Raw genomic sequence first — 23,402 nt, forward strand, 5'->3', positions numbered from 1 at the left:
CATGCCTGCGAAAGCCGTGGCCTACGACAACTGCCCGTTGTAGTCCGGCAGTTTGAAGGTCTTCTCGGCGTGGCCGCCGGAGAGGTCGGTGGCGCTGTTGCCGATGTTCGCGATGATGGTGTAGCCCTTGTTCTCGATGTCGACGCGCTGGGCGGTCTTGTAGGCGGCGACATCCTTGAACAGGTCGAACAGGCCGCGCACATAGAGGCCGGAGACGTCGTAGCCGTCGTATTCGAGGTTGTACTCGGTGGGCAGGTAGATGATGCCCGGGCGGGCCGTGACGAAGAACAGCGAGACGCCGTGCTCCTGGGCGTACTTCGCGACGTTCAGGACGGGCTTGTTGGCCGGCTGCGGGTAGCTGAAGCCGAAGTCGGTCTCCAGCGTGGTGTTGTCGATGTCGAAGACGATCGCCTGCTTCTCGCCCGGCTTCGCGTCGGCGATCCGCTCCTTCACGTACGGCAGGGCCTGGTCCATCACGGCCTGGCAGTCCTTCTGCCAGGTGGCGTAGTCGACCTTGGCGGCGGAACTGCTGGTGGTCGCCGTGTCGTCCGCTGCCTGGGCCGGGGCGGCCATCGCGGCCAGGGCGGCCACGGAGACGGCGGTTGCGGATATACGGAGCGCCCAGGGGCGTCTGGTCATCGGTGGGGGTCCTCTCACGTCCGTACGTGTACCTGAAATGTCAGGGGCATGATCTGAGGTGAGGGTGGCGTGAGGGGAACCGTAGGGTTACTGAACGGTAGGTGGCCAGAGGTGTGCGTCACATTTCCCTCTGCCGCCGGTGTGCGGGCCCGGCGGCAAGCCGCACACGTGACATCGGCTGCCAAGGATTGGACTTCAACTCCGGGGCCCGCACCCGCACTTCGTGTGCGGCAAGCGCGTCGGCCTCCGGGTCAGTCCTGCCGACCGGCGTGCCGGTGCGCCTGGGTGACGAGGTCCAGGGCGACTTCGAGCACGGCCTCGCGCCTCTTCTCGGAGTCGCCTTCGAGGTCCTGCATCAGGAACATCCCCGCGTGCAGGGTGAACATCGCGCTGACCGAGCGCACCTGGTCGACGAGTTCGGCCTCCGGGTCGATGAGGATGTCCCGCAGTTCGCGCATCCGGTCCTTGAAGATGTCACCGATGCGCAGGTCCCGGACGGTGCCCTGGTTGTCGTGCATGAAGCGGAAGAGCGGTTCGGCGCCGGTCAGCACGAGGCTGTAGCGCCGCATCATCTCCTGCTTGGTCTCCAGGGTGTGCGGCTGGCTGCGGCCCCACTCGATCAGGTCCCCGATCGGTTTCGTCAGATCCTCGAAGAGGCTGACGATGATCTCTTCCTTCGTCTTGAAGTGGTAGTACAGGGCTGCCTTCGTGACGTCGAGACGCTCGGCGATCTCGCGCAGGGAGGTCTTCTCGTAGCCCTGTTCCGCGAAGAGTTCGAGCGCGACGTCCTGGATGCGCTGGCGGGTGTTGCCGCGGCGCTGCTGCTTGGTGCCGTCCATGGTGACGCCCATCCTCGTACTCCTCGCGCTCCCGCGGAAACTTACTTGACGCCCGGCTAGTGGCAGGTCTACTTTTCCAGTGTAGTGAACTAGCCGGGCGGCAAGTAAGTGGCCGCCGTGGGGGAATGGGAAGAGATGGCGGACACGGTCGAAAGCGTCATGGACAGCAAACCGGAGGGCAAACAGCCCAAGAGCGTGCGGGTGGTCCTGCTCGCCCTCATGATCGCGATGATGCTCGCGATGCTCGACAACATGATCGTGGGTACGGCGATGCCGACGATCGTGGGCGATCTGGGTGGCCTGGCACACCTGTCCTGGGTGGTCACCGGCTACACCCTGGCCACCGCGGCCTCCACCCCGATCTGGGGCAAGGTCGGTGACATGTACGGGCGCAAGGGCTCCTTCCTCACCTCGATCGTGATCTTCCTGATCGGCTCGGCCCTCAGCGGCATGGCCCAGAACATGGGCGAGCTCATCGGCTTCCGGGCCGTGCAGGGCCTGGGCGCCGGCGGTCTGATGGTCGGCGTCATGGCGATCATCGGCGATCTGATCCCGCCGCGGGAGCGCGGCAAGTACACCGGCATGATGGCCGGCGTCATGGCGCTCGCGATGATCGGCGGCCCCCTGGTCGGCGGCACCATCACCGACAACTGGGGCTGGCGCTGGTCCTTCTACATCAACCTGCCGCTCGGTGCCGTGGCTCTGGCCCTGGTCAGCGCCGTGCTGCACCTGCCCAAGAAGCGGGCGCGGGCGCGCATCGACTACCAGGGCGTCGCCCTGCTGACCATCGGCATCACCGCGATCGTGCTGGTCACCACCTGGGGCGGCACCGAGTACGCCTGGACCTCCGCCCGGATCATGGAGCTGACCAGCATCGGCGTCGTCGCGCTGATCGGCTTCGTGTGGTGGCAGGCCAGGGCCGCCGAGCCGGTCGTACCGCTGCACATGTTCCGCAGCCGCAACTTCACCCTGATGTCCGTCATCGGCTTCATCACCGGCTTCGTGATGTTCGGCGCCACGCTCTACCTGCCGCTCTACCAGCAGTCGGTGCAGGGTGCCTCCGCGACCAACTCCGGTCTGCTGCTCCTGCCGATGCTCGGCGCGATGCTCGTGACCTCGATGGTCGCGGGCCGGGTCACCACCAACAGCGGCCGCTACAAGATCTTCCCGATCGTCGGCGGTGCACTGATGATCGTCGGGCTGTATCTGCTCTCGATGATGGACACGGGTACGACCCGGCTGACCTCCGGCATCTACATGGCGGTGCTGGGTCTGGGCATGGGCTGCCTGATGCAGATCACCATGCTGGTGGCGCAGAACAGCGTGGAGATGAAGGACATGGGCGTCGCGTCCTCGTCCACGACCCTCTTCCGCACGCTCGGCTCCTCCTTCGGTGTGGCCATCATGGGCGCGCTGTTCAACAACCGCGTCCAGCACGTCATGGCCGAGCGGGCCGGCTCGGTGGGCTCCAGGATCACCGAGAAGTCCGCGCAGCTGGACGCGAAGCACCTGAAGCAGCTGCCCGCGGTGGCGCGGGAGGCGTACCAGCACGCGGTGTCCGCCGGCACCCACTCGGCGTTCCTGCTGGGCGCCGGGATCGCGGTGATCGTGCTGGTCGCGGCGCTGTTCGTGAAGGAGGTGCCGCTCAAGAGCGGGGCGCCTTCGGCGGAGAGCGGCGAGGACGCGGCTCCGATGCAGGTCGTCGAGGCCGTCTGAGCCCGGCCTGCGTCTGAGCCCCGCCTGTACCGAAGACCCCGGGTCGGTGTCCGCCCCCGGGGTCTTTGCTTTGCCTGTCCGAGCTGGTCAGCGCCGTTGTCAGTGCCCCGTGTGACCATCGACCACATGGACAAGGTGCGGCGGCTGCGTCTGGCCAAGGACGCGATGGACCGGGACTGGGCGGACCCCGGTCTCGATCTGGACGCCGTGGCGGCGTGCGCCGGGTACTCGCGGTATCACTTCCTGCGGGCCTTCAAGGAGGTCTACGGCGAGACGCCGGGCCAGTATCTGACCCACCGCCGGATCGAGCGGGCCGAGGAGATGCTGCGCTGTGCCAACCTCACCGTGACCGAGATCTGCACACTGGTCGGCTTCAGCAGCCTCGGCACGTTCTCCGCCCGCTTCAAGGCCCGCACCGGGCTCACCCCGAGCGAGTACCGCGCACGGCACGTGGGGCGCGGGGCCTCGCTGATACCCGGGTGCTACGCCATGCTCTGGGCCGGCGGATTCAGCACCGCAAGATCGGAGAAGCGCTCCGGGGCCGGCCCTGCCTACGGTGACGAAGGGGAGTCCGCCCCGGCGGACGGTACCGCCGACGTCATCAGCACCACCGACAGGAGAGCAGATCCATGATCAAGGGGCTTGCCATCACGACCGTCTGGGTCCTGGACCAGGACCGGGCCAAGGAGTTCTACACCCAGAAGCTGGGTCTCGAGGTCCGTACGGACATGACCATGGGGGAGGGCGGCATGCGCTGGCTCACCGTCGGCGCCCCCGGCCAGCCCGACGTGGAGCTGACGCTCATGGTGCCGGGGCCGCCCGCGATGGACCCCGAGTCCGCCGAGATGATGCGCAAGCTCGTCGCCAAGGGGGCGCTCGGCGCCGGCGTGCTGGCGACGGACGACATCCACGGCGACTACAAGAAGCTCAAGGAGCGCGGGGTGGAGTTCCTTCAGGAGCCCCAGGAGCGGCCGTACGGCACGGAGGCGCTCTTCCGGGACGACTCCGGCAACTGGTTCTCCTTCACCCAGCGGCGGGAGGGAGGCCTGGACCTGGAGCGGGACTGGGCCTGCTGAGCGCCTGACGGCTCGGGACGGCGCTCAGCCCGCGCCCCCCGACAACGGCAGCGTCGGATAACTGCCCGTGGCGGTGGGCGCGTGTTCCGGCAGCCACAGCACCGCCACCGCACCGTCGGCGGGGACGCCGTCGGGGGCCCCGGCGTGCCGTACGTTGCGGAACGTCAGCCGGGCACCGAGCACCCGGGCCTGGCCCGCGGCGATGGTCAGGCCCAGCCCGTGCCCCGTACCGGCCCGGTCCTTGCTGCCGGTGCGGAAGCGGCTCGGCCCCTCGGCGAGGAGTTCCTCGGGGAAGCCCGGACCGTGGTCGCGGACCCGGATGACCCGGCCCTCGACGGTCACCTCGATCGGCGGCCTGCCGTGCCGGGCGGCGTTGGCGAGCAGGTTGAACAGCACCCGCTCCAGCCGGCGCGGGTCGGTGGTGACCTCCGACTCGTGCACCACCCGTACCTCGATCTCCGGGTCCTTGGCGGCCACGCGCCGGGTGACGAACTCGCCGAGCATGAGGCCCTGCAGCTCCGCCCGCTCCGAGGCGCCGTCCAGGCGGGCCACCTCCAGGACGTCCTCGACGAGCGTGCGCATCGCCTTCGCCCGGTCCAGTACCAGTTCCGTGGGGCGGCCGGGAGGCAGCAGTTCGGCGGCCGTGAGCAGGCCCGTCACAGGGGTGCGCAGCTCGTGCGCGATGTCGGCGGTGACCCGCCGCTCGGCCTCCAGGCGCTGCTGGAGCGCGTCCGCCATGGCGTCCACCGCGCGCGCCAGGTCGTCGGTCTCGTCCCGTACGACCCCGCCGATGGCCTCCCGCACCCGGACGTCGGTCTCGCCCCTGGCGACCTGGTTCGCGGCGGCCGCCGCCTTGCGCAGCCGCCCGGACAGCTGCCCGCCGATCAGCACACCGAGCGCACTGCCGCCGAACACGACCGCGATGGAGCCGATGACCAGCGCCTGGTCGAGGTCCTTCATCACGTCGGTGGAACGGTCGGGCATATGGGTGTGCAGGGACAGCACATGCCCGTCCTTGGTCGGCACGGCCGACCAGATGTCCGGCACCCCGTCGTGGTCGATGACGTCGCTGGCCTTCCTGCCCCGCTCCACCTTCTCGCGCAGTGGCTCCGGCAGCTCGGGGTCGTCGAGCTTGATGTTGGGGAAGTTCGGCCGCCGGCTCGCCTCGTAGTTGTGCTGCGCGTACTGGACGCGCTGGTTGGCCAGGTCGCGTGCGTTGTCGAGCATCGAGACCCGGGCCGCGTTGTGCACGACCAGGCTCAGCACGATCGCCACCAGGCCGGCCACGAGCGCGATCGCCGCGCTGAGCTTCCATCTGAGCCCGGTGTGCAGGCCCGCCCGCTCCATACGCCGGACCGGGTACCGAAGGATCCCCCGCATGCCGCCCCGCTCAGGCCTTCAGCTTGTAGCCGAAGCCGCGGACCGTCTCGATCCGGTCCTGGCCGATCTTCTGGCGCAGCCGCTGCACATGCACGTCCACGACCCGGGTGTCCCCGCCCCAGCCGTAGTCCCAGACCCGCTCCAGCAGCTTGTCACGGGAGAGCACGGTGCCCGGCGCCGAGGAGAATTCCAGCAGCAGCCGCATCTCGGTCGGGGTGAGCGCGACCGGCTGCCCGGCCCTGCGCACCTCCATGCCCTCGGTGTCGATCTCCAGGTCCCCGAAGGTGAGTGCGCCACCGGTCACCGTGTCCTCGGCCGCCTCGGTCCGGTCGCCGCCGCCTGCGTGCCCGAAGCGCCGCAGCACGGCTCGGATCCGCGCGACCAGCACGGCGCCGTCGAACGGCTTGGTCACATAGTCGTCGGCGCCCGCCTCCAGACCGAGGACGACGTCGATGGAGTCGGCGCGCGCCGACAGCATGATCACCGGCACGGTCGACTCGTCCCGGATACGACGGCACAGGCTGACCCCGTCCAGACCGGGGACCATCACGTCCAGCAGCGCGATGTCGGGGCGGTTCGCCCGGAACGCCTCCAGGCCCGAGAGGCCGTCGGGCATGGCGGTGACCGCGAAGCCGTCCCGCTCCAGGGCGAGCTGGGTGGCCTCGCGGATGACGTCGTCGTCCTCGACGAACAGGACGTGGGTCTGGTCTGCCATCCCGGTGCTCTCAGTCCTCGTGTGTGCGTGTGTGGGGGGTCAGTTGTCCGTCGGGGCCGCCGCGTCGCCGCCGGTCCTGCTGTAGTAGGTGTCGTGCCGGTACCGCTCGGCGAACCGGCCCTCCTTCCACCTGTACGTGATCACGGTCTCACGGGACGGGTTCGAGACCTGGTCGTTCGTGTCGTACACCTGCTTGGTCACGGTCAGGTCGGTGCCGTCGATCTCCGAGACGACCGGCGAGTCCTCCGCCTTGAACACATTCTTGTACGTCCCCGCGACGTCCCGGTACACGTAGGTGCCGATGCCCACCCAGTCACCGCAGGCCCACACGTTCACCAGGACGTCGTTGACGGACCCGCCGGTCAGATCGCCGTAGGTCACCTCGACCGGGTAGTTGTCGCCGCTGCACGGCTTCAGCTCCCGCTTCACCGCCGCCGAGACCGCCGGGTCCTTCTTGAGCAGTGAGACCGCGTCCACCTTGCGATAGCCGGTGGTCGGGCTCGGGCTGGGGGAGGCGACGGCTCCCGCGATCGCCGTCGCGTGTGCGGGACCCTCGTCCCGGGTGCCGGTGCCCCCGGTGCCGCACGCGGCGACGAAAAGGCCGATGGCGGTGAGCGCGGCCCCCACCGCGATCACCGCCTGTGAACTGCCTCGGGCCCGGTCGGGCCCGGCCCCGGTCAGGCCGCGCAACGCTCCCGCTCCTCACGCTCCAGCGCGCGTGCGTCCAGATCGCGGGCCTCCAGCTCCTCGCGGAGCCGGGCGAGCGCCCGGTGCAGCGTGCTCTTGACCGTACCGGCCGACATGCCGAGGGCCGCGGCCGTCTCCTCCGTGGACATCTGCTCCCAGTGTCGCAGTACTACAACACTGCGCTGTTTCGGCGCGAGCACTTTCATGACGTCCATCAGCAGGGCCCGGTCGGCGTGCTGCTCGGTGGCGTCGTCCACGGACGCGTCCGGCAGCTGCTCGGTCGGGACCTCCTCCAGCTTGCGCGCCCGCCACCACTCCGTACGGGTGTTGATCATGACCCGGCGCAGATAGGCGTCGGCGAGCCGCTTGTCCGCGATGCCCTCCCAGCGGCCGTACGTCCGCACCAGCGCCGTCTGCAGCAGGTCCTGGGCGTCGACCGGGTCCGGGACCAGCCGGCGCGCGCTGCGCAGCAGCGCGTCCTGCCGTGTGCGGACGTACTCCTCGAACTCGAGCACCTCGCCCTGCGCCATGATCAACCGCCTCCGTTCCCCGTTCACTTCGGCTCCGTGCCTGAAGTCCTGCGTTCGTTCCCCGTGTCCGGTGGTCTGCCGGGCACGGAAAAGAAGTTAGGGAGTGGTTGTCACGGCGCTGTCCGGACCAGCCTGCGGCTAGCAATCGGCTATCCGTCGGTTGTGTAACGGACGTCGGAACGGGGTAAGCGGGCGGCCCGGTATGTCCCTTTATGCAGGCCTTTGTCGAGTTCGTGGTGTCGTAACAGAGCGATGATCGCTGTGACTTGGCTGTCCGTCAGCTGAGCGGCAGCCGGTACAGACCGCCCGGCAGCGGCTCCACCAGACCGTCCGCGACGAGCCCGTCGAGCGCGCGGGCGCGCTGCACCGGCTCGTGCCACACCCGGTCCAACACCGCCTGCGGCACCGGCGCGTGCGCCTCCCGCAGTACGGCGAGCAACTTGCCGCGCACCTGCCGGTCCGTGCCGGCGTACGTCTGCCCGCGGCGCGGCGGGCCCACGTGCTCCGGCTTGCCGGCCAGCCGCCAGGCGCACTGCGCGGCGATCGGACACCGCCCGCACCCCTCGTTCTTCGCCGTGCACACCAGCGCGCCCAGCTCCATGGAGGCCGCGGCCCAGCGCGCGGCCGTCTTCTCGTCCCCGGGGAGCAGCTCACGGGCGAGCCTGCGCTCGGCGGCCGTGGTCGCGTTCGGCGGGTACTGCATCCCCGTGACCGCCCGCGCGAAGACCCGGCGCACATTCGTGTCCAGTACCGGATGCCGCTGCCCGTACGCGAACGAGGCCACCGCGGCGGCCGTGTACTCGCCGATGCCGGGCAGCGCCAGCAGCTGTGCGTGTTCCGTCGGTACGTCGCCGCCGTGCCGTTCCGTTATGGCCACCGCGGCGCCGTGCAGCCGCAGGGCCCGGCGCGGGTAGCCGAGCCGGCCCCAGGCGCGCACCGCCTCGCCCGGCGCCTCCTTCGCCAGGTCCGCGGGACGCGGCCAGCGGATCAGCCACTCCTCGTACACCGGCAGCACCCGGTTGACCGGGGTCTGCTGGAGCATGAACTCGCTGACCATCACGCCCCACGGGCCCGCCTCCGGGCGGCGCCAGGGGAGGTCGCGGGCGTGGGCGTCGAACCAGGCGATCACGGGGGTGTGCAGCTTCTCAGTCATGGCCTTCCGATCCTGCCACGGCTCGGCGTCGATGACGGGTGACGGCACGGTCACCCAGGGTGGCGAAGAGGGAAGGACCTTGGGGGTCGCGGCAGTTGCCGGAATGATGATCCGGAAAAGTTGGTGCTCGCGCGGCGGGTGGGGCAAGCAGGCACGGAGTTCTCTCGTACAGTTTGCGCCGTGGGATCTCTGCGCAATCCTGTCGGGCCGCTTCCCTCCTCCATCTACTGGCGAAGGAGGGTCGTACTGCTGTCGGTGATCGCCCTGTTGGCGCTGCTGATCACGTGGATCGTCACCGCCGGCGGCGGCGGGGGCGGCAAGCAGAACGCCGGCCGGTCCGACGGCAAGAATCCCGCGCCCACCATCACGCCGGGACCGTCCTCCTCCGGGCCCGTGATCAGCCAACACCCGGGCGGCCGGGGCGATTCGGGCGGTGACGGCTCCGGCGGGAGCGGCTCCGGCGACGGCAGCGGTTCGGGCGACGGCTCCTCCGGCTCCGCCGGGACCGGTGACGGCTCGGGCGGCGGCTCGGGTTCCGCCTCAGGCGGTGGCAACGTCGGTACGGGCGACGCGCTCCCGGCGTCCTCCCCGCTGCCCAACTGCACGTCCGGGGCGGTGACGTTGAGCCTGCGGAGTCTGCACAACTCCTACTCGCCGGACCAGACGCCGACCTTCGAACTCACCGCGAAGAACGGCTCGTCCGCCGACTGCAAGGTCGACCTCGGGCCGAAGAACGCGGTGTTGACCATCACGCCGGCGGACGGAAGCAGCCCGTTCTGGTCGTCGGCCGACTGTCCCCAGGGCGCGGGCAGCCTGGTGTTCCGGGTGCCGGCGGGGCAGAGCATCACGTACACCGTGAAGTGGGACCGCAAGCCGAGCGCTCAGCACTGCGCCACGCCGACCGCCGGGTCGGCCAAGCCCGGGACGTATCTGCTGGAGGCGAAGGCGCCGGGGTTCGGGAAGGTACAGGCGTCTTTCGTCCTGTCGGCCGACTGAGCCGGGCCTCTGCGGGCTCTCCGAGGCGGTCGGTGAGGGAGACACCCCCGACCTCGACGAGGCCGGGGGTGTCCCGAACCGTGGTCCAGCTCCAGCGCTGGACCGGGCAGCCCTCGTCGGCCGTTCCTCCAGGTCGGTCAAGTGGGGGGAGACGTCCAGGAGTTGGCGCCCAGGGCCGGACTCAGACGTAGCGCTCCAGAATCGAGGACTCGGCCAGGCGTGACAGGCCCTCCCGCACGCTCCGCGCCCGGGCCTCTCCCACACCGTCCACGGTCTGCAGGTCGTCCACACTCGCGGCGAGCAGCTTCTGCAGGCCCCCGAAGTGCTCCACCAGCCGGTCGATGATCGCGCCCGGCAGGCGCGGCACCTTGGCCAGCAGCCGGAAGCCCCGCGGGGACACCGCGGAGTCGAGGGTCTCCGGAGAGCCCGTGTAGCCCAGCGCCCGCGCCACCGTGCCCATTTCGAGAAGCTCCGCGTGGGTCAGCGCGTCCAGCTCGGACAGCGCCTCCTCGACCGTACGGGACCGCTTCGCCGTCGGCTCGGGAACATAGTCCCGCACGACCAGCTCACGGTCGGGCTCGACCCCGGCGATCAACTCCTCCAGCTGGAGCGCGAGAAGACGGCCGTCCGTGCCCAGTTCGACCACATATTCAGCGATTTCCGTGGCGATGCGCCGGACCATCTCCAGGCGCTGCGCGACGGCGGACACGTCCCGCACCGTCACCAGGTCCTCGATCTCCAGCGCCGAGAGGGTCCCGGCCACCTCGTCCAGCCGCAGCTTGTACCGCTCCAGCGTGGCCAGCGCCTGGTTCGCGCGGGAGAGGATCGCCGCCGAGTCCTCCAGGACGCGCCGCTGACCGTCGACGTAGAGGGCGATCAGGCGCATGGACTGGGAGACGGAGACCACGGGGAAGCCGACCTGCTTGCTGACCCGGTCCGCCGTACGGTGCCGGGTGCCCGTCTCCTCCGTGGGGATGGTCGGGTCCGGCACCAGCTGCACGCCCGCGCGCAGGATCTTCGACAGGTCCGACGACAGCACGATGCCGCCGTCCAGCTTGCACAGCTCGCGCAGCCGCGTGGCGGTGAACTCCACGTCCAGGACGAAACCGCCCGTGCACATCGCCTCGACCGTCTTGTCCGAGCCGAGGACGATCAGCCCGCCGGTGTTGCCGCGCAGCACGCGCTCGAGGCCGTCACGCAGGGCCGTACCAGGAGCCACGGCGCTCAGCGAGGCGCGCATCAGGCCATCGGAACCGGCACTCCCACCGGACTTCCCGGGAGCTGCTGCCCGGTCGTTGGCTGCCACTGCACTCCTCCGGTCGCAGGTTCTGACGCGCCCCCGTGACCCGCACTCGGTTCGTACGGACGGGCGAGACCAGGGCAAAGTCTACCGGCGGTCCTCCGCCTCCCGTGGGGCCTCTCGGCGACGGGAGCGTGGCAGCACCCGCAGCGCGTCCCCCATGTCGGCGACTTCCAGGACCTTCATGCCCGCCGGCACCTTGCCCGGATCGGTCGGCACGAGCGCGTGCGTGAAGCCCAGCCGGTGCGCCTCGGCGAGCCTGCGCTGCACGCCTGTGACCCGTCTCACCTCGCCCGCGAGGCCGACCTCGCCGATCGCGACCAGGTTCTTCGGCAGCGGGGTGTCGCTGGCGGCGGAGGCCAGCGCGAGGGCGATGGCGAGGTCGGCGGCCGGCTCCGACAGCTTCACCCCGCCGACCGTCGCCGAATAGATGTCCCGCTTGCCGAGCGCGCTGATCCGGCCGCGCTGCTCCAGGACGGCCAGCATCATGGACACCCGGGAGGTCTCCAGGCCCGAGGTCGTACGCCGCGGGGAGGGGATCTGGGAGTCGACGGTCAGCGCCTGCACCTCGGCCACCAGCGGGCGGCGGCCCTCCAGGGTGACGGTCAGGCAGGTGCCGGGAACCGGCTCGGCGCGACGGGTCAGGAAGAGGCCGCTCGGGTCGGCGAGGCCGGTGATCCCCTCGTCGTGCAACTCGAAGCAGCCGACCTCGTCCGTGGCGCCGTAGCGGTTCTTCACCCCGCGCACCAGGCGCAGGCGCGCGTGCCGGTCGCCCTCGAAGTGCAGGACGACGTCCACGAGGTGCTCGAGGAGGCGCGGGCCCGCGATCGCGCCGTCCTTCGTGACGTGGCCCACGAGGAGCGTGGACATCCCGCGCTCCTTGGAGGCGCGGATGAGCGCGCCCGCGACCTCCCTCACCTGGGCCATTCCACCAGGCGCGCCGTCGATCTCCGGGGAGGCGACCGTCTGCACCGAGTCCAGGATCAGCAGGGATGGTTTGACCTCGTCCAAGTGGCCGAGAACGGCGGACAGATCGGTCTCGGCGGCCAGATACAGCTCGTCGTGGAGGGCGCCGATGCGGTCCGCGCGCAGCCGCACCTGGCTCGCCGACTCCTCGCCGGTCACATAGAGAGTGCGGTGCTCGGCGCTCGCCGACTTGGCGGCCACGTCCAGCAGCAGCGTGGACTTGCCGACGCCGGGCTCGCCCGCGAGCAGCACCACAGCGCCGGGCACCAGGCCGCCGCCCAGCACGCGGTCCAGCTCGGGCACGCCCGTCGTGCGCGCGGTGGCCTGCCGCCCGTCGACCTGCCCGATGGGCAGCGCGGAGTTGGTCACACGACCCGGTGCCGTCGTACGGACCGCGGGCGCGCCGTGTTCTTCGACCGTGCCCCAGGCCTGGCACTCGGGGCAGCGGCCGAGCCACTTGGCCGTCTGCCAGCCGCACTCGGTGCAGCGGTAGGACGGGCGGTCCTTGGTGGTCTTGGTACGGGCAGCCATGCGGAAACCGTAGCCCGCGGCACTGACAACGGGTCCCCGGGCCGTGTGGGGGTGAACCGGTATCGGCCACCACCCGTCGGAAACCGGCCGCGGAACAAAGGGTTCCTGTCCCCTTATGAGGGATCGTTTCACCCGTACGGATTAAAAGTGCTCAAGCTTCAAGAACAGGCACTTCGCCGCCGCCTACGGTCGCACGGGTGATGAGCAGCAGTCCGGAGACCACCACCCGCACCACCGGCCCGTACCGGGCGCGCGGCGAGGCGCGTGAAGCCCGAGCGGCACGGGAGGGCCGCGAAGCAGCAGAGGCCCGCGAGGCGCGGGAGGCGCGCGACCGCGCCGCCGCGCGCACCCTCGCCCAGCGGCCGCCGGCGCGCTACGAGCCGTACCTGGACGGGCTGTTCACCTACTGTCTGTCGGTGCTGTGCGACCACGACGCGGCCACCGCCGCCCTCGGCGACGTCCTCGCCCTGGCCGAGCGGCGCGGACACCGCGTCCCGGAGGCCGCCGACGACCGCAGGGCCTGGCTGTACGCGCTGGCCCGCTGGGCGTGCCTGCGCAAGCTGGCCGAGGCCAAGCAGAAACGTCAGGCCACCCACGCGGCGGGCCGCCAGACGGCCGGAAAACGGGCCGGTGAGCGCGCCGGAAAACAGGCGGGGAAACAGGCGGGGAAACAGGCCGGGAGACAGGCCGGGAGCCGGCTCCCTGAACCGCCCGTCGCCCCGGAGGTCCAGGAACAGCGGCGCCGCGAACTGGCTCTGCTCGCCTGGCCGGAGGCGGCCGGTACGACCCCCGAACAGCGCGAGGCCCTCGAACTGGCCGTCCGCCACCACCTTGCCCCGCACGAGGTCGCCGCCGTCCTCGGCATGGAACCCGCGGCCGCGCGCGAGCTGCTCGCCTCCGCCGCCTGCGAGGTCGAGCGCACCCGCGCGGCCCTCGCCGTGGTCGAGACCGGCGGCTGCCCGAGCGTGGCCCACCTCACGGGGGACAGCGGGCTGGTCCTCAGCACGGCCCTGCGCCGCGAACTGGTCCGGCACGTCGACGACTGCCCGCGCTGCCGCCGGACCGCCGAGCGCGCCGTGCCCGGCCGCTGGCCCGGCGCCACGGTCACCCCGGCCGAGCTGCCTGTCCTGGAGGCCCCCCGGGCGGCACTGCACGTCGCCCTGGCGCACCACCCACGCGCGCGTGGCGCGGCGGCACCCCGCTTCGACCGGCGCGGCTTCCCGATGGACCCCAAGGACCGCGCGGCCCGTCGCGACCGGCTACGCGCGCGTGCGGTGACGACGACGGTCGTCGCCACGGTCGTGGCCGCCCCCGTCCTGGCCCTGTGGGCCGCCTACCGGGGCGCGCCGACGGCGGACGCGGACGGCGGCGGCCCCTCCGCCACCGCGCGCGAGGCCCAGGGGCCCGACGCCCTCGGCAGCGACTCGGCCGGCGGTTACGAGAACGCCGGGAACGCGAGTGTGAAGCCCGGCGCGCGCATCGGTGAGGACGGCAAGGCGGACGTCTCCGTGGAGGTCGTCAGTGTGACCGGAGCGGGTCACCAAGGCGCCGGGCAGCTCGACGTCAGCGCGGCGAACGACGGCGACACCACCGTGATCACCCTCACCGCCTCCGGCTCCTCCCCGGTCCACTGGTCCGCGTCCACCCCGGCGCCCTGGCTCTACCTCAGCCAGTCCGCGGGAACCCTCGTCCCCGGCGGCACGTTGACGATCAAGGTGTACGTCGACCACCTCCGCGAGCCCTCCGGCCACTGGAACGCACAGGTGGCGATCTCCCCGGCCGGCACGGTGGTCACGATCGACGGCTACGGCACGGCCCCCACCCGGCACCCCACACCACCCCCGACCTCCGCCACCCCCACCCCCACTCCGCCCACCACACCCCCCACCGACCCCCCGACCCCGCCGACCACCCCCCCGTCCACCCCCACCGCCCCCACCTCACCCCCGGGCTCCCCGACCCCGACCCCGACCCCCAGTCCGTCGGACAGCGATACACCCAGCCCGTCCGGAAGCTGAGGGCGGGATTCGGGGCGGGCGGGGGAGGGAGCGGACGCGCGCTGCGCCTGTCCGCCTGTCCGGGAGGTTGGGTGTGGGGTTGGTGGGGTGGTCGGAGGCGGATCGTGTACGCCGGGGCCGTCCGGCTGCCGATCACAGAGGCGAGGGCAGCGCGGTGAACAGCGGAGTCCGGGGAGGCGCGGCGGACGAAGGGGCGGGGCGGAGCCCGTGCCGCTGGGGAGGAGGCGGGTGGAGACCGGGGGCAGGACGTGTGCGCCAGGGCCGGGCCGCTCGGGAGGGGGCGGGCGGAGACCGAGGCGGTGGGGGTGCCAGGGGCTGTGGGAGTCGGTAGAGCCGGGGGAGCCGGGTGGTCGGGTCCTGCGGTCGGCGGTGGCGGGCGCCGGCGGTCGTCCCGGAGACGCGGCGGGCGCCCGGGCGGCTGGCGGCCCTCTCGGGGCAGAGACCGCCGGGTCCTCCGGGCACTCGGGGCCGCTGCGCCCTGCCCGTCTGTAGGCCCCCGAGCTGTCAGTCCGAAGGTCGCAGTGCTCTGCCGGTCCGAAGGCCGACGTGCCCTGCCGGTCTGGAGGTCGCTGGGCCCCGCCAGCCCGAAGGCCGACGAGCCCTGTCAGTCCGAAGGCCCCCGAGCCCTGCCGGTCTGGAAGTCGCTGGGCCCCGCCAGCCCGAAGGCCGACGAGCCCTGTCAGTCCGAAGGCCCCCGAGCCCTGCCGGTCTGGAGGTCGCTGGGCCCCGCCAGCCCGAAGGCCGACGAGCCCTGTCAGTCCGAACGCCGCCGAGCTGTCAGTCCGAAGGCCGCCGTGCCCTGCCGGTCTGGAGGTCGCTGGGCCCCGCCAGCCCGAAGGCCGACGAGCCCTGTCAGTCCGAAGGCCCCCTAGCCCTGCCGGTCTGGAAGTCGCTGAGCCCCGCCCGTCCGAAGGCCGCCGTGCCCTGCCGGTCCGGAGGTCGCTGGGCCCCGCCAGCCCGAAGGCCGACGAGCCCCGCCCGTCCGAACGTCGCCGAGTTGCCGGTCCGGAGGTCGCCGAGTCCCCGAATCCGCGGTACTGCCAAGCCCCCGAGCGTGCCAGGGCCCGGTGTGGCCGGGAGCGAGGCCAGTACCGGTGCCCGTCTGGGCGCCCTGTGGGGCGTTCAGTGGTGGAGTTACGGGGTCGGGTCGGCGGGGTGCGGGGCCACCAGGGGCAGCTGGGACGCCAGTCGCTGTTCGCAGAGCTCGACCAGACGGTCGTAACCGGCCTTGCCCATCAGTTCCGTCAGCTCGGCCCGGTAGGAGACGTACACCGGGTCGCCCGCGCCGTGCGCGGACGTCGCCGAGGTGCACCACCAGTGCAGGTCGTGGCCGCCCGGACCCCAGCCCCGGCGGTCGTACTCGCCGATCGACACCTGCAGGACCCGCGTGTCGTCGGGGCGGTCGATCCAGTCGTAGGTCCGCCGGATCGGCAGTTGCCAGCACACGTCCGGCTTGGTCTCCAGCGGCTCCCGGCCCTCCCGCAGCGCGAGGATGTGCAGCGAGCAGCCCGCGCCGCCGGCGAAGCCGGGCCGGTTCTGGAAGATGCAGGAGCCCTGGTAGGGACGGGTCTGGCGGGAGCCCTCCTCGTCCTTGGAGACCCAGCCGTTCCGGGTGCCCTCGGCGTGGTGCTGCCAGATCTCCGGCGTGAGCCGTGCCACATGCTCGGCGACCCGCTTCTCGTCGTCCTCGTCCGAGAAGTGCGCGCCCAGCGAGCAGCACCCGTCGTCCGCGCGGCCCGCCTGGATGCCCTGGCAGCCGCTGCCGAAGATGCAGTTCCAGCGAGAGGTCAGCCATGTCAGATCACAGCGGAAGACCTGCTCGTCGTCCGCAGGATCAGGAAACTCCACCCAGGCACGCGCGAAGTCGAGCCCCTTCTCGTCGCTCACCTGCGGGGCCTTCTGGGCCTTCGTGGACTTCTTGGACACGGACGACGCCTTCGCCTGCGCAGAATCCTTCGATCCCGTGGAGGATTTGTGGTCCTTCGCCTTTTTCGTCTTTGGCACATGTCCAGGGTAAGTGGCCGAGGACCGCTCCGGGGACCGTCGGCGGGCGATCTGGCAGTAGCGTTCCGTATATGAGACTCGGTGTCCTGGACGTGGGTTCGAACACGGTGCATCTGCTGGTGGTGGACGCCCACCCCGGCGCGCGCCCGCTGCCCGCGCATTCGCACAAGGCCGAACTTCGGCTGGCCCAACTGCTCGACGACAGCGGTGCCATCGACGAGGGCGGCATCCACAAGCTGGTCGCAGTGGTCCAGGACGCGCTCCAGGCCGCCGAGGACAAGGGCGTCGAGGACCTGCTGCCGTTCGCGACCTCCGCCGTCCGGGAAGCCACCAACGCCGACGAGGTCCTCGCGCGCGTGGAGGAGGAGACCGGCGTACGACTTCAGGTGCTGGCCGGTCCCGAGGAGGCCCGCCTGACCTTCCTCGCCGTCCGCCGCTGGTTCGGCTGGTCCGCCGGAAAGCTGCTGGTCCTGGACATCGGCGGCGGCTCCCTGGAGATCGCCTACGGCATAGACGAGGAGCCGGACGCCGCCGTCTCCCTGCCACTCGGCGCCGGCCGGCTCACCGCGGGCTGGCTGCCCGGCGACCCGCCCACCCCCGAGGCCGTGCGCGCCCTGCGCCGCCACGTCCGTACCGAGATCGCCCGCACGGTCGGTGAATTCAGCCGCTTCGGCGCTCCCGACCACGTGGTCGCCACGTCCAAGACCTTCAAGCAGCTCGCCCGTATCGCCGGCGCGGCCCGCAGCGCCGAGGGCCTCTACGTGCAGCGCGAACTCAAGCGCGAGTCCCTGGAGGCCTGGGTCCCGCGCCTGGCCGGCATGACGGTGGAGCAGCGTGCCGAGCTTCCCGGTGTGTCCGACGGCCGCGCCGGCCAGCTGCTGGCGGGGGCGCTGGTGGCCGAGGGGGCGATGGACCTGTTCGGGGTGGAGAACCTGGAGATCTGCCCGTGGGCCCTGCGTGAGGGCGTGATTCTCCGGCGGCTCGATCACATGGGGTCCGATTAGGGCCTCGACGGGGTGCGGGGCTGTGTGCGACATGCGGCTCCGCGGCGTGGGCGCGGGCGACCACGACCACGCCGCACCCGCCCGAATGGCAAAGCTCACAAAGGCGAACAGGCACCCAACACCAGCACCACCGCACACCGTATGGTGACGGACGTGGCTGAACCAAGGGACGTGCGTATCGCGCTGTCGACGGCCTCCGTGTACCCGGAGTCCACCGCGACGGCCTTCGAGATCGCCGCGCGCCTCGGCTACGACGGCGTCGAGGTCATGGTGTGGACCGACCCGGTCAGCCAGGACATCGAGGCGCTGCGCCGCCTGTCGGACTACCACGGCATCCCGGTCCTGGCCGTCCACGCCCCCTGCCTGCTGATCACCCAGCGGGTCTGGTCGACGGACCCCTGGACCAAGCTGCAGCGGGCCCGGGCGGCCGCCGAGAAGCTGGGTGCCTCCACCGTCGTCGTACACCCGCCCTTCCGCTGGCAGCGGCAGTACGCGCGCGACTTCGTCGACGGCATCTGGCGGATGGCGAACGAGACGGAGGTACGGTTCGCCGTCGAGAACATGTACCCGTGGCGCTACCGCGACCGCGAGATGCTCGCCTACGCCCCGGACTGGGATGTCACCCGGCACGACTACCGGCACTTCACGATCGATCTCAGCCACACGGCGACGGCGCGTACGGACGCCCTGGAGATGATCGACCGCATGGGCGACCGGCTCGGGCACGTCCACCTCGCCGACGGGCGGGGCTCGGCCAAGGACGAGCACTTGGTGCCGGGCCGTGGCACCCAGCCCTGCGCCGAGCTGCTGGAGCACCTGACCCTCTCCGGGTTCGACGGCCATGTCGTCATCGAGGTCAACACCCGGCGTGCGATGTCCGGCGCCGAGCGCGAGGCCGACCTCGCCGAGGCCCTGGCCTTCACCCGCAAACACCTGGCGTCGGCGGTACGGGTGCCCCGGCGATGAACGAGACCCGTGAACCGGGCGCCCGCAGAAGGGGCCGCCCCCCGCGTGCCGAGTCCGGCGACACCCGTGACCGGATCCTCGCCGCCGCCCGCGAGGAGTTCTCCGAGCGCGGGTACGAGAAGACGTCCGTGCGCGGCATCGCCAAGGCGGCCGGCGTGGACTCCGCGCTGGTCCACCACTACTTCGGCACCAAGGAGCAGGTCTTCGAAGCGGCCATCGCGGTGGCCTTCGCGCCCGCGCTGCACGCCCCCGAGGCGCTGGCCGCCGGCCCGCTGGACGGGGTGGGGGAGCGGCTGACCCGCTTCATCTTCGGTGTCTGGGAGAACCCCACGACCCGTACGCCGCTCCTCGCGATCGTCCGGTCCGCCGTCAACAACGAGACCGCCGCGGCCGTGTTCCGCCGCCTGATCGCCTCCCAGCTGCTGCGCCGTGTCGCCGCCCAGGTGGATCTGCCGGACCGGGAGCTGCGCGCCGAGCTGGCCGCCGCGCAGCTGGTGGGTGTGGCGATGATGCGTTACGTGATCAAACTGGAGCCGCTGGCGTCGGCGGACCTGGAGCAGATCATCGCGCGCGTCGCCCCCGTCGTACAGCACCACCTCACGGACAGGTGACTTCACCGGCTGGTGACCTCCCCGGCCGGTGACCTCACGGACAGGTGAAACGCGCGTCCCGCATTCCGGACAACCGTGTCCAGTCCTTGGAGTGGCGGCGTAGTCTCGTAGACAGCCAGAACTCTCTGGACCCATTGCCAGAAGGTCATTCGAGGAGCGAGCGACGATGCCCGAGCTGAGGTCCCGCACAGTCACCCACGGCCGCAACATGGCGGGCGCCCGCGCCCTTATGCGCGCCTCCGGTGTACCCGGTGCGGACATCGGCCGGAAGCCGGTCATCGCGGTCGCGAACTCCTTCACCGAGTTCGTGCCGGGCCACACCCACCTCCAGCCGGTCGGCCGGATCGTCAGCGAGGCGATCAAGGAGGCGGGCGGCATCCCGCGCGAGTTCAACACGATCGCCGTGGACGACGGCATCGCCATGGGCCACGGCGGCATGCTGTACTCCCTGCCCTCCCGCGACCTGATCGCGGACTCGGTGGAGTACATGGTCGAGGCCCACTGCGCCGACGCCCTGGTCTGCATCTCCAACTGCGACAAGATCACCCCGGGCATGCTGCTGGCGGCCCTGCGCCTGAACATCCCGACGGTCTTCGTCTCCGGCGGCCCGATGGAGTCCGGCCGCGCCACCCTGGTCGACGGCACGGTCCGCACGCTCGACCTGGTCGACGCGATCTCCGACGCCGTCAACGACAAGATCTCCGACGAGGACATCCTCCGCATCGAGGAGAACGCCTGCCCGACCTGCGGCAGCTGTTCCGGCATGTTCACCGCCAACTCGATGAACTGCCTGACCGAGGCGATCGGCCTGTCCCTGCCCGGCAACGGCTCGGTCCTCGCCACCCACACCGCGCGCAAGCAGCTCTACGTCGACGCCGCCCGCACGGTCATGGACCTCACCCGCCGCTACTACGAGCAGGACGACGACACGGTCCTCCCGCTCAACATCGCCACCTTCCAGGCCTTCGAGAACGCCATGGCCCTGGACATCGCGATGGGCGGCTCCACCAACACGATCCTGCACCTGCTGGCCGCCGCCCAGGAGGCCGGCGTCCCCTTCGGCCTGGAGCAGATCGACGCCGTCTCACGCCGGGTGCCGTGCCTGGCGAAGGTGGCTCCCAACGTCGCGAAGAACCGCACGTACTACATGGAGGACGTGCACCGCGCCGGCGGCATCCCGGCCCTGCTCGGCGAACTCCACCGCGCGGGCCTGCTCAACGAGGACGTCCACGCCGTCCACAGCCCGTCGCTGGCCGACTGGCTGAAGACCTGGGACGTCCGCGGCGGCTCGCCGTCGCCGGAGGCGGTGGAGCTGTGGCACGCGGCACCGGGCTGCGTCCGCTCCGCCGAGGCCTTCTCCCAGTCCGAGCGCTGGGAGGCCCTGGACGAGGACGCGGAGGGCGGCTGCATCCGCTCCGTCGAGCACGCGTACTCCAAGGACGGCGGCCTGGCGGTCCTCAAGGGCAACCTGGCCGTCGACGGCTGCGTGGTGAAGACGGCCGGCGTCGACGAGTCGATCTGGACCTTCGAGGGCCCGGCGGTCGTCTGCGAGTCCCAGGAGGTGGCCGTCCAGCGCATCCTCACCCACGAGGTCAAGGACGGCGACGTCGTCGTCATCCGCTACGAGGGCCCCAAGGGCGGCCCCGGCATGCAGGAGATGCTCTACCCGACCTCGTACCTGAAGGGCCGCGGCCTGGGCAAGACCTGCGCCCTGATCACCGACGGCCGCTTCTCCGGCGGCACCTCCGGCCTGTCCATCGGCCACGCCTCCCCCGAGGCGGCCTCCGGCGGCACCATCGCCCTGGTCCAGGACGGCGACCGCATCCGCATCGACATCCCGAACCGCACCATCGAACTGCTCGTCGACGAGGCCGAACTCGCCCGCCGCGACCAGGCCCTGAACGGCGTCTACGCCCCCAGGAACCGGGACCGCAAGGTCTCCGCCGCCCTCCGCGCCTACGCCGCGATGGCCACCAGCGCCGACAAGGGCGCGGTGCGGGACGTCACCAGGCTCGGCTGAGCAGCGACCTGACAGGGGCCGCCTCCGGCGCGGGGGCGGCCCCTTCGCATGTCACCAGGTCCTCGGGTGGCGTCTGTCACCAGGCCTTCGGGTCGCGTCCGTCCACGGCGAAGACGGTTCCGTCGGGGGAGGCGGCGTAGACACGCGTGCCGACGAGCAGCGGGCTGGGCAGGGCGGCGGAGACCTCGCCCGCGTCCGTACCGAGCCGCGGCGGTGTCTGCCCCACCAGGCTTCCGTCGCGTGCGTCGACGGCGAGCAGGCGCCCGTCGGGAGCGGTGAAGTAGACGTGGTCGGCGGAGGCGATCGGCACCGAACCGCGGCTCACGGATGTTTCGGTGTGCCACAGCCACTTGCCCGTGCCGAGGTCGACGGCGTCCAGTGAGCCGCCGGTCGCCAGCAGATGCACGACATCGCCGCGTACGTCGGCGTGGGGTGCCGTGAGCGGGACGGACAGAGCGACGCGGCGCATGGCCTTCACGGCCGGTGTGTATCGGACGACGGCCTTCGCGTCCCCCGAGACGGTGTCGAGGGCCAGCAGGAACAGGGAATGGCCCTGGCTGCCGATGGGCCGCAGCAGGCCCTTCAGCCGCGCTTCCCACCGCACGGCACCGGTCTGCGGGTCCAGGGCCGTGACCAGCGTGTCCGCCCCTTGCGCCGAGGCGCTGGTCGCATAGGCCAGCGGGTCACCGTCGTACGAGGACAGAAGAGGGGTCGTACTCCCGGACACCCGGCGATGCCACTTGGTCTCTCCCGTCGCCCCGGCCACCCCGGTGACCGCCCCGTCCGTGCCGGTGACCAGGAGCATGGACCCGATGAACCGTATCCCCGTGTTCGCGGGCATGGCCCGTTGCCAACGCGGCCTGCCCGAGGCGGGATCGAGTGCCACGACTCGCCGGCCGCCGTCCGTGGGCAGCAGCAGGAGGCCGCCCGAGAGAGCGGGAGCGTCGCTGGTCCGTTCCTCGGCGACCGGCCGCCGCCACAGGAGGGAGCCGTCCGCGGGATCGAGGGCGAACGCCAGGCCGGAACGGAAGCAGAGCAACCGCCCGGCCCCGTGGACGCATTGAGGCATCCCCGAGCCCTTCCCGATGGGCTTGGCGTGCCACGCGGAGAACCCGGCGGCGGTGGTGGGGGCGCTGGTCTCCTTGGCCACGGGAACACCGTCGTCGCCGGCGCGCAGCAGCCCGGTGAGCACACCACCCAGGGCAAGGGCAAGGACGAGCGCCCCGGCGCCGAGGGCCGCGCGCCCGCCGAAGCGGCGGCGGGAGCCGGGCACCGGCTCGGCGACGGAGGGTTGCTGCGCCGGCGCGTCGTCCCCGGTGCGCTGCGCCGGTATGAACGCCTGCGTGTCGTACGAGGCCGCCACCGACCGCAGCTCACGCATCAGCTCGTCGGGAGTGGGCCGGTCCTCGGGCTCCTTGGCGAGACACCGCAGCACCAGCGGGGCGAGGCTCTCCGGCACCCCGGTCAGATCCGGCTCGTCGTGCACCACCTGATACGCGACGACATAGGGGCTGTCGGAGTCGAACGGCCCCCGCCCGGTCGCCGCGTGCACCATCACCGACCCGAGGGCGAAGATGTCCGCCGCCGGCCCCACTTCCCGGGGCCGCCGGAACTGCTCCGGTGCCATGAACGGCGGCGTACCGATCAACTTGCCCGTCTCGGTGCGCAGTTCACTGTCCTTCGGCCGGGAGATGCCGAAGTCGATGACCTTCGGCCCGTCCTCGGCCAGCAGCACATTGCTCGGCTTGAGATCCCGGTGCACGACCCCCACCCGATGGATGTCACGCAACGCCTCGGCGAGACCGGCCATGAGCCGCCGCAACTGGGCCGCCGGCATCGGCCCGTTCCGCTTCACGTACTCGGAGAGAGTCGGACCGGGGATGAACAGCGTGGCCATCCAGGGCCGTTCGGCCTCCGGGTCGGCATCGACGACGGGCGCGGTGAAGGCGCCGCTCACCCTCCGGGCCGCCGCCACCTCCTGCCGGAAACGGCCTCTGAACTCGCGGTCTCTCGCGAACTCGGCGTGTACGACCTTCACCGCGAGCCTCAGTCCGGAGGTGCTGCGGGCCAGATGCACCACGCCCATGCCCCCGGACCCCAGGCAGGACTCCAGGTGGTAGTGACCGGCGTATTCGGGAAGTTCCGCTTCCGCGCCCGCTCCGGTGCTGCGCTGTGGCGTCATGGACCACCCCCGTGCTGTTCGTCCGCGCGCGCGACGCACGGAGCCTAGTCGATGACTCGTGCGAGACAG

20 protein-coding genes are annotated in these 23,402 nt (G+C 71.4%); 9 read left to right on the plus strand and 11 right to left on the minus strand.

Annotated features, from left to right (window positions below; translation table 11 throughout):
- Positions 1-21 precede the first annotated feature (21 nt).
- On the minus strand, positions 22-639 hold the full coding sequence (locus ACWDEN_RS34410; RefSeq protein ID WP_351616425.1) for an HAD family acid phosphatase: 618 nt from the start codon (positions 637-639) through the stop codon (positions 22-24).
- A 251-nt stretch (positions 640-890) separates the two neighbouring features.
- On the minus strand, positions 891-1,490 hold the full coding sequence (locus tag ACWDEN_RS34415) for a TetR/AcrR family transcriptional regulator (protein WP_351616428.1): 600 nt from the start codon (positions 1,488-1,490) through the stop codon (positions 891-893).
- 123 nt (positions 1,491-1,613) lie between these two features.
- Between ACWDEN_RS34415 and ACWDEN_RS34420 the strand changes: the two genes are divergently transcribed.
- From ACWDEN_RS34420 to ACWDEN_RS34430, 3 genes are all read left to right on the plus strand, one after another.
- Positions 1,614-3,194 carry an MDR family MFS transporter gene (locus tag ACWDEN_RS34420; protein ID WP_351616430.1) on the plus strand — a complete coding sequence of 527 codons (1,581 nt, stop codon included), beginning with the start codon at positions 1,614-1,616 and terminating at the stop codon, positions 3,192-3,194.
- Between the two features lie 126 nt (positions 3,195-3,320).
- Positions 3,321-3,827, plus strand: a complete 507-nt coding sequence (locus ACWDEN_RS34425; RefSeq protein ID WP_351616492.1) for a helix-turn-helix transcriptional regulator — start codon at positions 3,321-3,323, stop codon at positions 3,825-3,827.
- Positions 3,824-4,270: a VOC family protein gene (locus ACWDEN_RS34430; RefSeq protein ID WP_228624247.1), complete on the plus strand. Its 447-nt coding sequence runs from the start codon at positions 3,824-3,826 to the stop codon at positions 4,268-4,270. Before ACWDEN_RS34425 ends, ACWDEN_RS34430 begins: the two co-directional genes overlap by 4 nt.
- Positions 4,271-4,294: 24 nt before the next feature.
- Here the strand turns inward: ACWDEN_RS34430 and cseC are convergent, their stop codons facing one another.
- The 5 genes from cseC to ACWDEN_RS34455 all read right to left on the minus strand — a co-directional run bounded on the left by cseC (position 4,295) and on the right by ACWDEN_RS34455 (position 8,735).
- Positions 4,295-5,650: a two-component system sensor histidine kinase CseC gene (cseC, locus tag ACWDEN_RS34435; RefSeq protein WP_351616433.1), complete on the minus strand. Its 1,356-nt coding sequence runs from the start codon at positions 5,648-5,650 to the stop codon at positions 4,295-4,297.
- A gap of 10 nt (positions 5,651-5,660) precedes the next feature.
- Entirely contained in the window at positions 5,661-6,365 is a 705-nt protein-coding gene (cseB, locus tag ACWDEN_RS34440) for a two-component system response regulator CseB (RefSeq protein ID WP_351616436.1), read from the minus strand.
- 39 nt (positions 6,366-6,404) lie between these two features.
- Positions 6,405-7,055, minus strand: a complete 651-nt coding sequence (locus tag ACWDEN_RS34445) for a hypothetical protein (RefSeq protein ID WP_351616438.1) — start codon at positions 7,053-7,055, stop codon at positions 6,405-6,407.
- The gene (locus ACWDEN_RS34450) at positions 7,043-7,582 is read right to left on the minus strand and encodes a SigE family RNA polymerase sigma factor (RefSeq protein ID WP_031165128.1); all 540 of its coding nucleotides are present in this window, start codon (positions 7,580-7,582) and stop codon (positions 7,043-7,045) included. The genes ACWDEN_RS34445 and ACWDEN_RS34450 overlap by 13 nt, the downstream gene beginning before the upstream one ends.
- Positions 7,583-7,859: 277 nt before the next feature.
- Positions 7,860-8,735: an A/G-specific adenine glycosylase gene (locus tag ACWDEN_RS34455; protein WP_450861780.1), complete on the minus strand. Its 876-nt coding sequence runs from the start codon at positions 8,733-8,735 to the stop codon at positions 7,860-7,862.
- Positions 8,736-8,915: 180 nt separating this feature from the next.
- Between ACWDEN_RS34455 and ACWDEN_RS34460 the strand changes: the two genes are divergently transcribed.
- On the plus strand, positions 8,916-9,731 hold the full coding sequence (locus tag ACWDEN_RS34460) for a hypothetical protein (protein ID WP_450861782.1): 816 nt from the start codon (positions 8,916-8,918) through the stop codon (positions 9,729-9,731).
- 181 nt (positions 9,732-9,912) lie between these two features.
- Here ACWDEN_RS34460 and disA read toward each other — a convergent pair whose 3' ends face one another.
- Together disA and radA are read right to left on the minus strand one after the other, a co-directional pair.
- Positions 9,913-11,037 carry a DNA integrity scanning diadenylate cyclase DisA gene (gene disA / locus ACWDEN_RS34465; protein WP_351616447.1) on the minus strand — a complete coding sequence of 375 codons (1,125 nt, stop codon included), beginning with the start codon at positions 11,035-11,037 and terminating at the stop codon, positions 9,913-9,915.
- Positions 11,038-11,118: 81 nt separating this feature from the next.
- Positions 11,119-12,528, minus strand: coding sequence for a DNA repair protein RadA (gene radA / locus ACWDEN_RS34470; protein WP_351616450.1), 1,410 nt, complete (start codon positions 12,526-12,528; stop codon positions 11,119-11,121).
- Positions 12,529-12,725: 197 nt separating this feature from the next.
- Here radA and ACWDEN_RS34475 point away from each other — a divergent pair, with 197 nt between their 5' ends.
- Positions 12,726-14,546, plus strand: a complete 1,821-nt coding sequence (locus ACWDEN_RS34475; RefSeq protein ID WP_450861784.1) for a BACON domain-containing protein — start codon at positions 12,726-12,728, stop codon at positions 14,544-14,546.
- 1,134 nt (positions 14,547-15,680) lie between these two features.
- Here the strand turns inward: ACWDEN_RS34475 and ACWDEN_RS34480 are convergent.
- A complete protein-coding gene (locus tag ACWDEN_RS34480) occupies positions 15,681-16,550 on the minus strand; it encodes a hypothetical protein (protein WP_450861786.1) in 870 nt (289 codons plus the stop codon).
- A gap of 71 nt (positions 16,551-16,621) precedes the next feature.
- Between ACWDEN_RS34480 and ACWDEN_RS34485 the strand changes: the two genes are divergently transcribed.
- The 4 genes from ACWDEN_RS34485 (at position 16,622) to ilvD (ending at position 21,151) form a co-directional block, all read left to right on the plus strand.
- On the plus strand, positions 16,622-17,554 hold the full coding sequence (locus tag ACWDEN_RS34485) for a Ppx/GppA phosphatase family protein (RefSeq protein WP_351616459.1): 933 nt from the start codon (positions 16,622-16,624) through the stop codon (positions 17,552-17,554).
- Between the two features lie 141 nt (positions 17,555-17,695).
- Complete coding sequence (locus ACWDEN_RS34490; RefSeq protein WP_450861789.1) at positions 17,696-18,520, plus strand: sugar phosphate isomerase/epimerase family protein; 825 nt, start codon at positions 17,696-17,698, stop codon at positions 18,518-18,520.
- Positions 18,517-19,131 (plus strand): TetR/AcrR family transcriptional regulator, encoded by a 615-nt coding sequence (locus ACWDEN_RS34495; RefSeq protein WP_351616464.1) that lies wholly within the window; start codon positions 18,517-18,519, stop codon positions 19,129-19,131. The genes ACWDEN_RS34490 and ACWDEN_RS34495 overlap by 4 nt, the downstream gene beginning before the upstream one ends.
- A 166-nt stretch (positions 19,132-19,297) precedes the next feature.
- Entirely contained in the window at positions 19,298-21,151 is a 1,854-nt protein-coding gene (ilvD, locus tag ACWDEN_RS34500; protein WP_450861791.1) for a dihydroxy-acid dehydratase, read from the plus strand.
- A 76-nt stretch (positions 21,152-21,227) separates the two neighbouring features.
- Here the strand turns inward: ilvD and ACWDEN_RS34505 are convergent, their stop codons facing one another.
- Positions 21,228-23,333 (minus strand): serine/threonine-protein kinase, encoded by a 2,106-nt coding sequence (locus ACWDEN_RS34505; RefSeq protein WP_450861793.1) that lies wholly within the window; start codon positions 23,331-23,333, stop codon positions 21,228-21,230.
- Positions 23,334-23,402: the final 69 nt, after the last annotated feature.

This window comes from Streptomyces sp. NPDC001153 (assembly GCF_053598315.1).

Excerpts from the sequence above, each read along its gene's own strand:
- ACWDEN_RS34410 (WP_351616425.1), bottom strand. The coding sequence starts at position 639 with ATGACCAGACGCCCCTGGGCGCTCCGTATATCCGCAACCGCCGTCTCC.
- ACWDEN_RS34415 (WP_351616428.1), bottom strand. The coding sequence starts at position 1,490 with ATGGGCGTCACCATGGACGGCACCAAGCAGCAGCGCCGCGGCAACACC.
- ACWDEN_RS34420 (WP_351616430.1), top strand. The coding sequence starts at position 1,614 with ATGGCGGACACGGTCGAAAGCGTCATGGACAGCAAACCGGAGGGCAAA.
- ACWDEN_RS34425 (WP_351616492.1), top strand. The coding sequence starts at position 3,321 with ATGGACAAGGTGCGGCGGCTGCGTCTGGCCAAGGACGCGATGGACCGG.
- ACWDEN_RS34430 (WP_228624247.1), top strand. The coding sequence starts at position 3,824 with ATGATCAAGGGGCTTGCCATCACGACCGTCTGGGTCCTGGACCAGGAC.
- cseC (WP_351616433.1), bottom strand. The coding sequence starts at position 5,650 with ATGCGGGGGATCCTTCGGTACCCGGTCCGGCGTATGGAGCGGGCGGGC.
- cseB (WP_351616436.1), bottom strand. The coding sequence starts at position 6,365 with ATGGCAGACCAGACCCACGTCCTGTTCGTCGAGGACGACGACGTCATC.
- ACWDEN_RS34450 (WP_031165128.1), bottom strand. The coding sequence starts at position 7,582 with ATGGCGCAGGGCGAGGTGCTCGAGTTCGAGGAGTACGTCCGCACACGG.
- ACWDEN_RS34455 (WP_450861780.1), bottom strand. The coding sequence starts at position 8,735 with ATGACTGAGAAGCTGCACACCCCCGTGATCGCCTGGTTCGACGCCCAC.
- radA (WP_351616450.1), bottom strand. The coding sequence starts at position 12,528 with ATGGCTGCCCGTACCAAGACCACCAAGGACCGCCCGTCCTACCGCTGC.
- ACWDEN_RS34485 (WP_351616459.1), top strand. The coding sequence starts at position 16,622 with ATGAGACTCGGTGTCCTGGACGTGGGTTCGAACACGGTGCATCTGCTG.
- ACWDEN_RS34490 (WP_450861789.1), top strand. The coding sequence starts at position 17,696 with ATGGTGACGGACGTGGCTGAACCAAGGGACGTGCGTATCGCGCTGTCG.
- ACWDEN_RS34495 (WP_351616464.1), top strand. The coding sequence starts at position 18,517 with ATGAACGAGACCCGTGAACCGGGCGCCCGCAGAAGGGGCCGCCCCCCG.
- ilvD (WP_450861791.1), top strand. The coding sequence starts at position 19,298 with ATGCCCGAGCTGAGGTCCCGCACAGTCACCCACGGCCGCAACATGGCG.
- ACWDEN_RS34505 (WP_450861793.1), bottom strand. The coding sequence starts at position 23,333 with ATGACGCCACAGCGCAGCACCGGAGCGGGCGCGGAAGCGGAACTTCCC.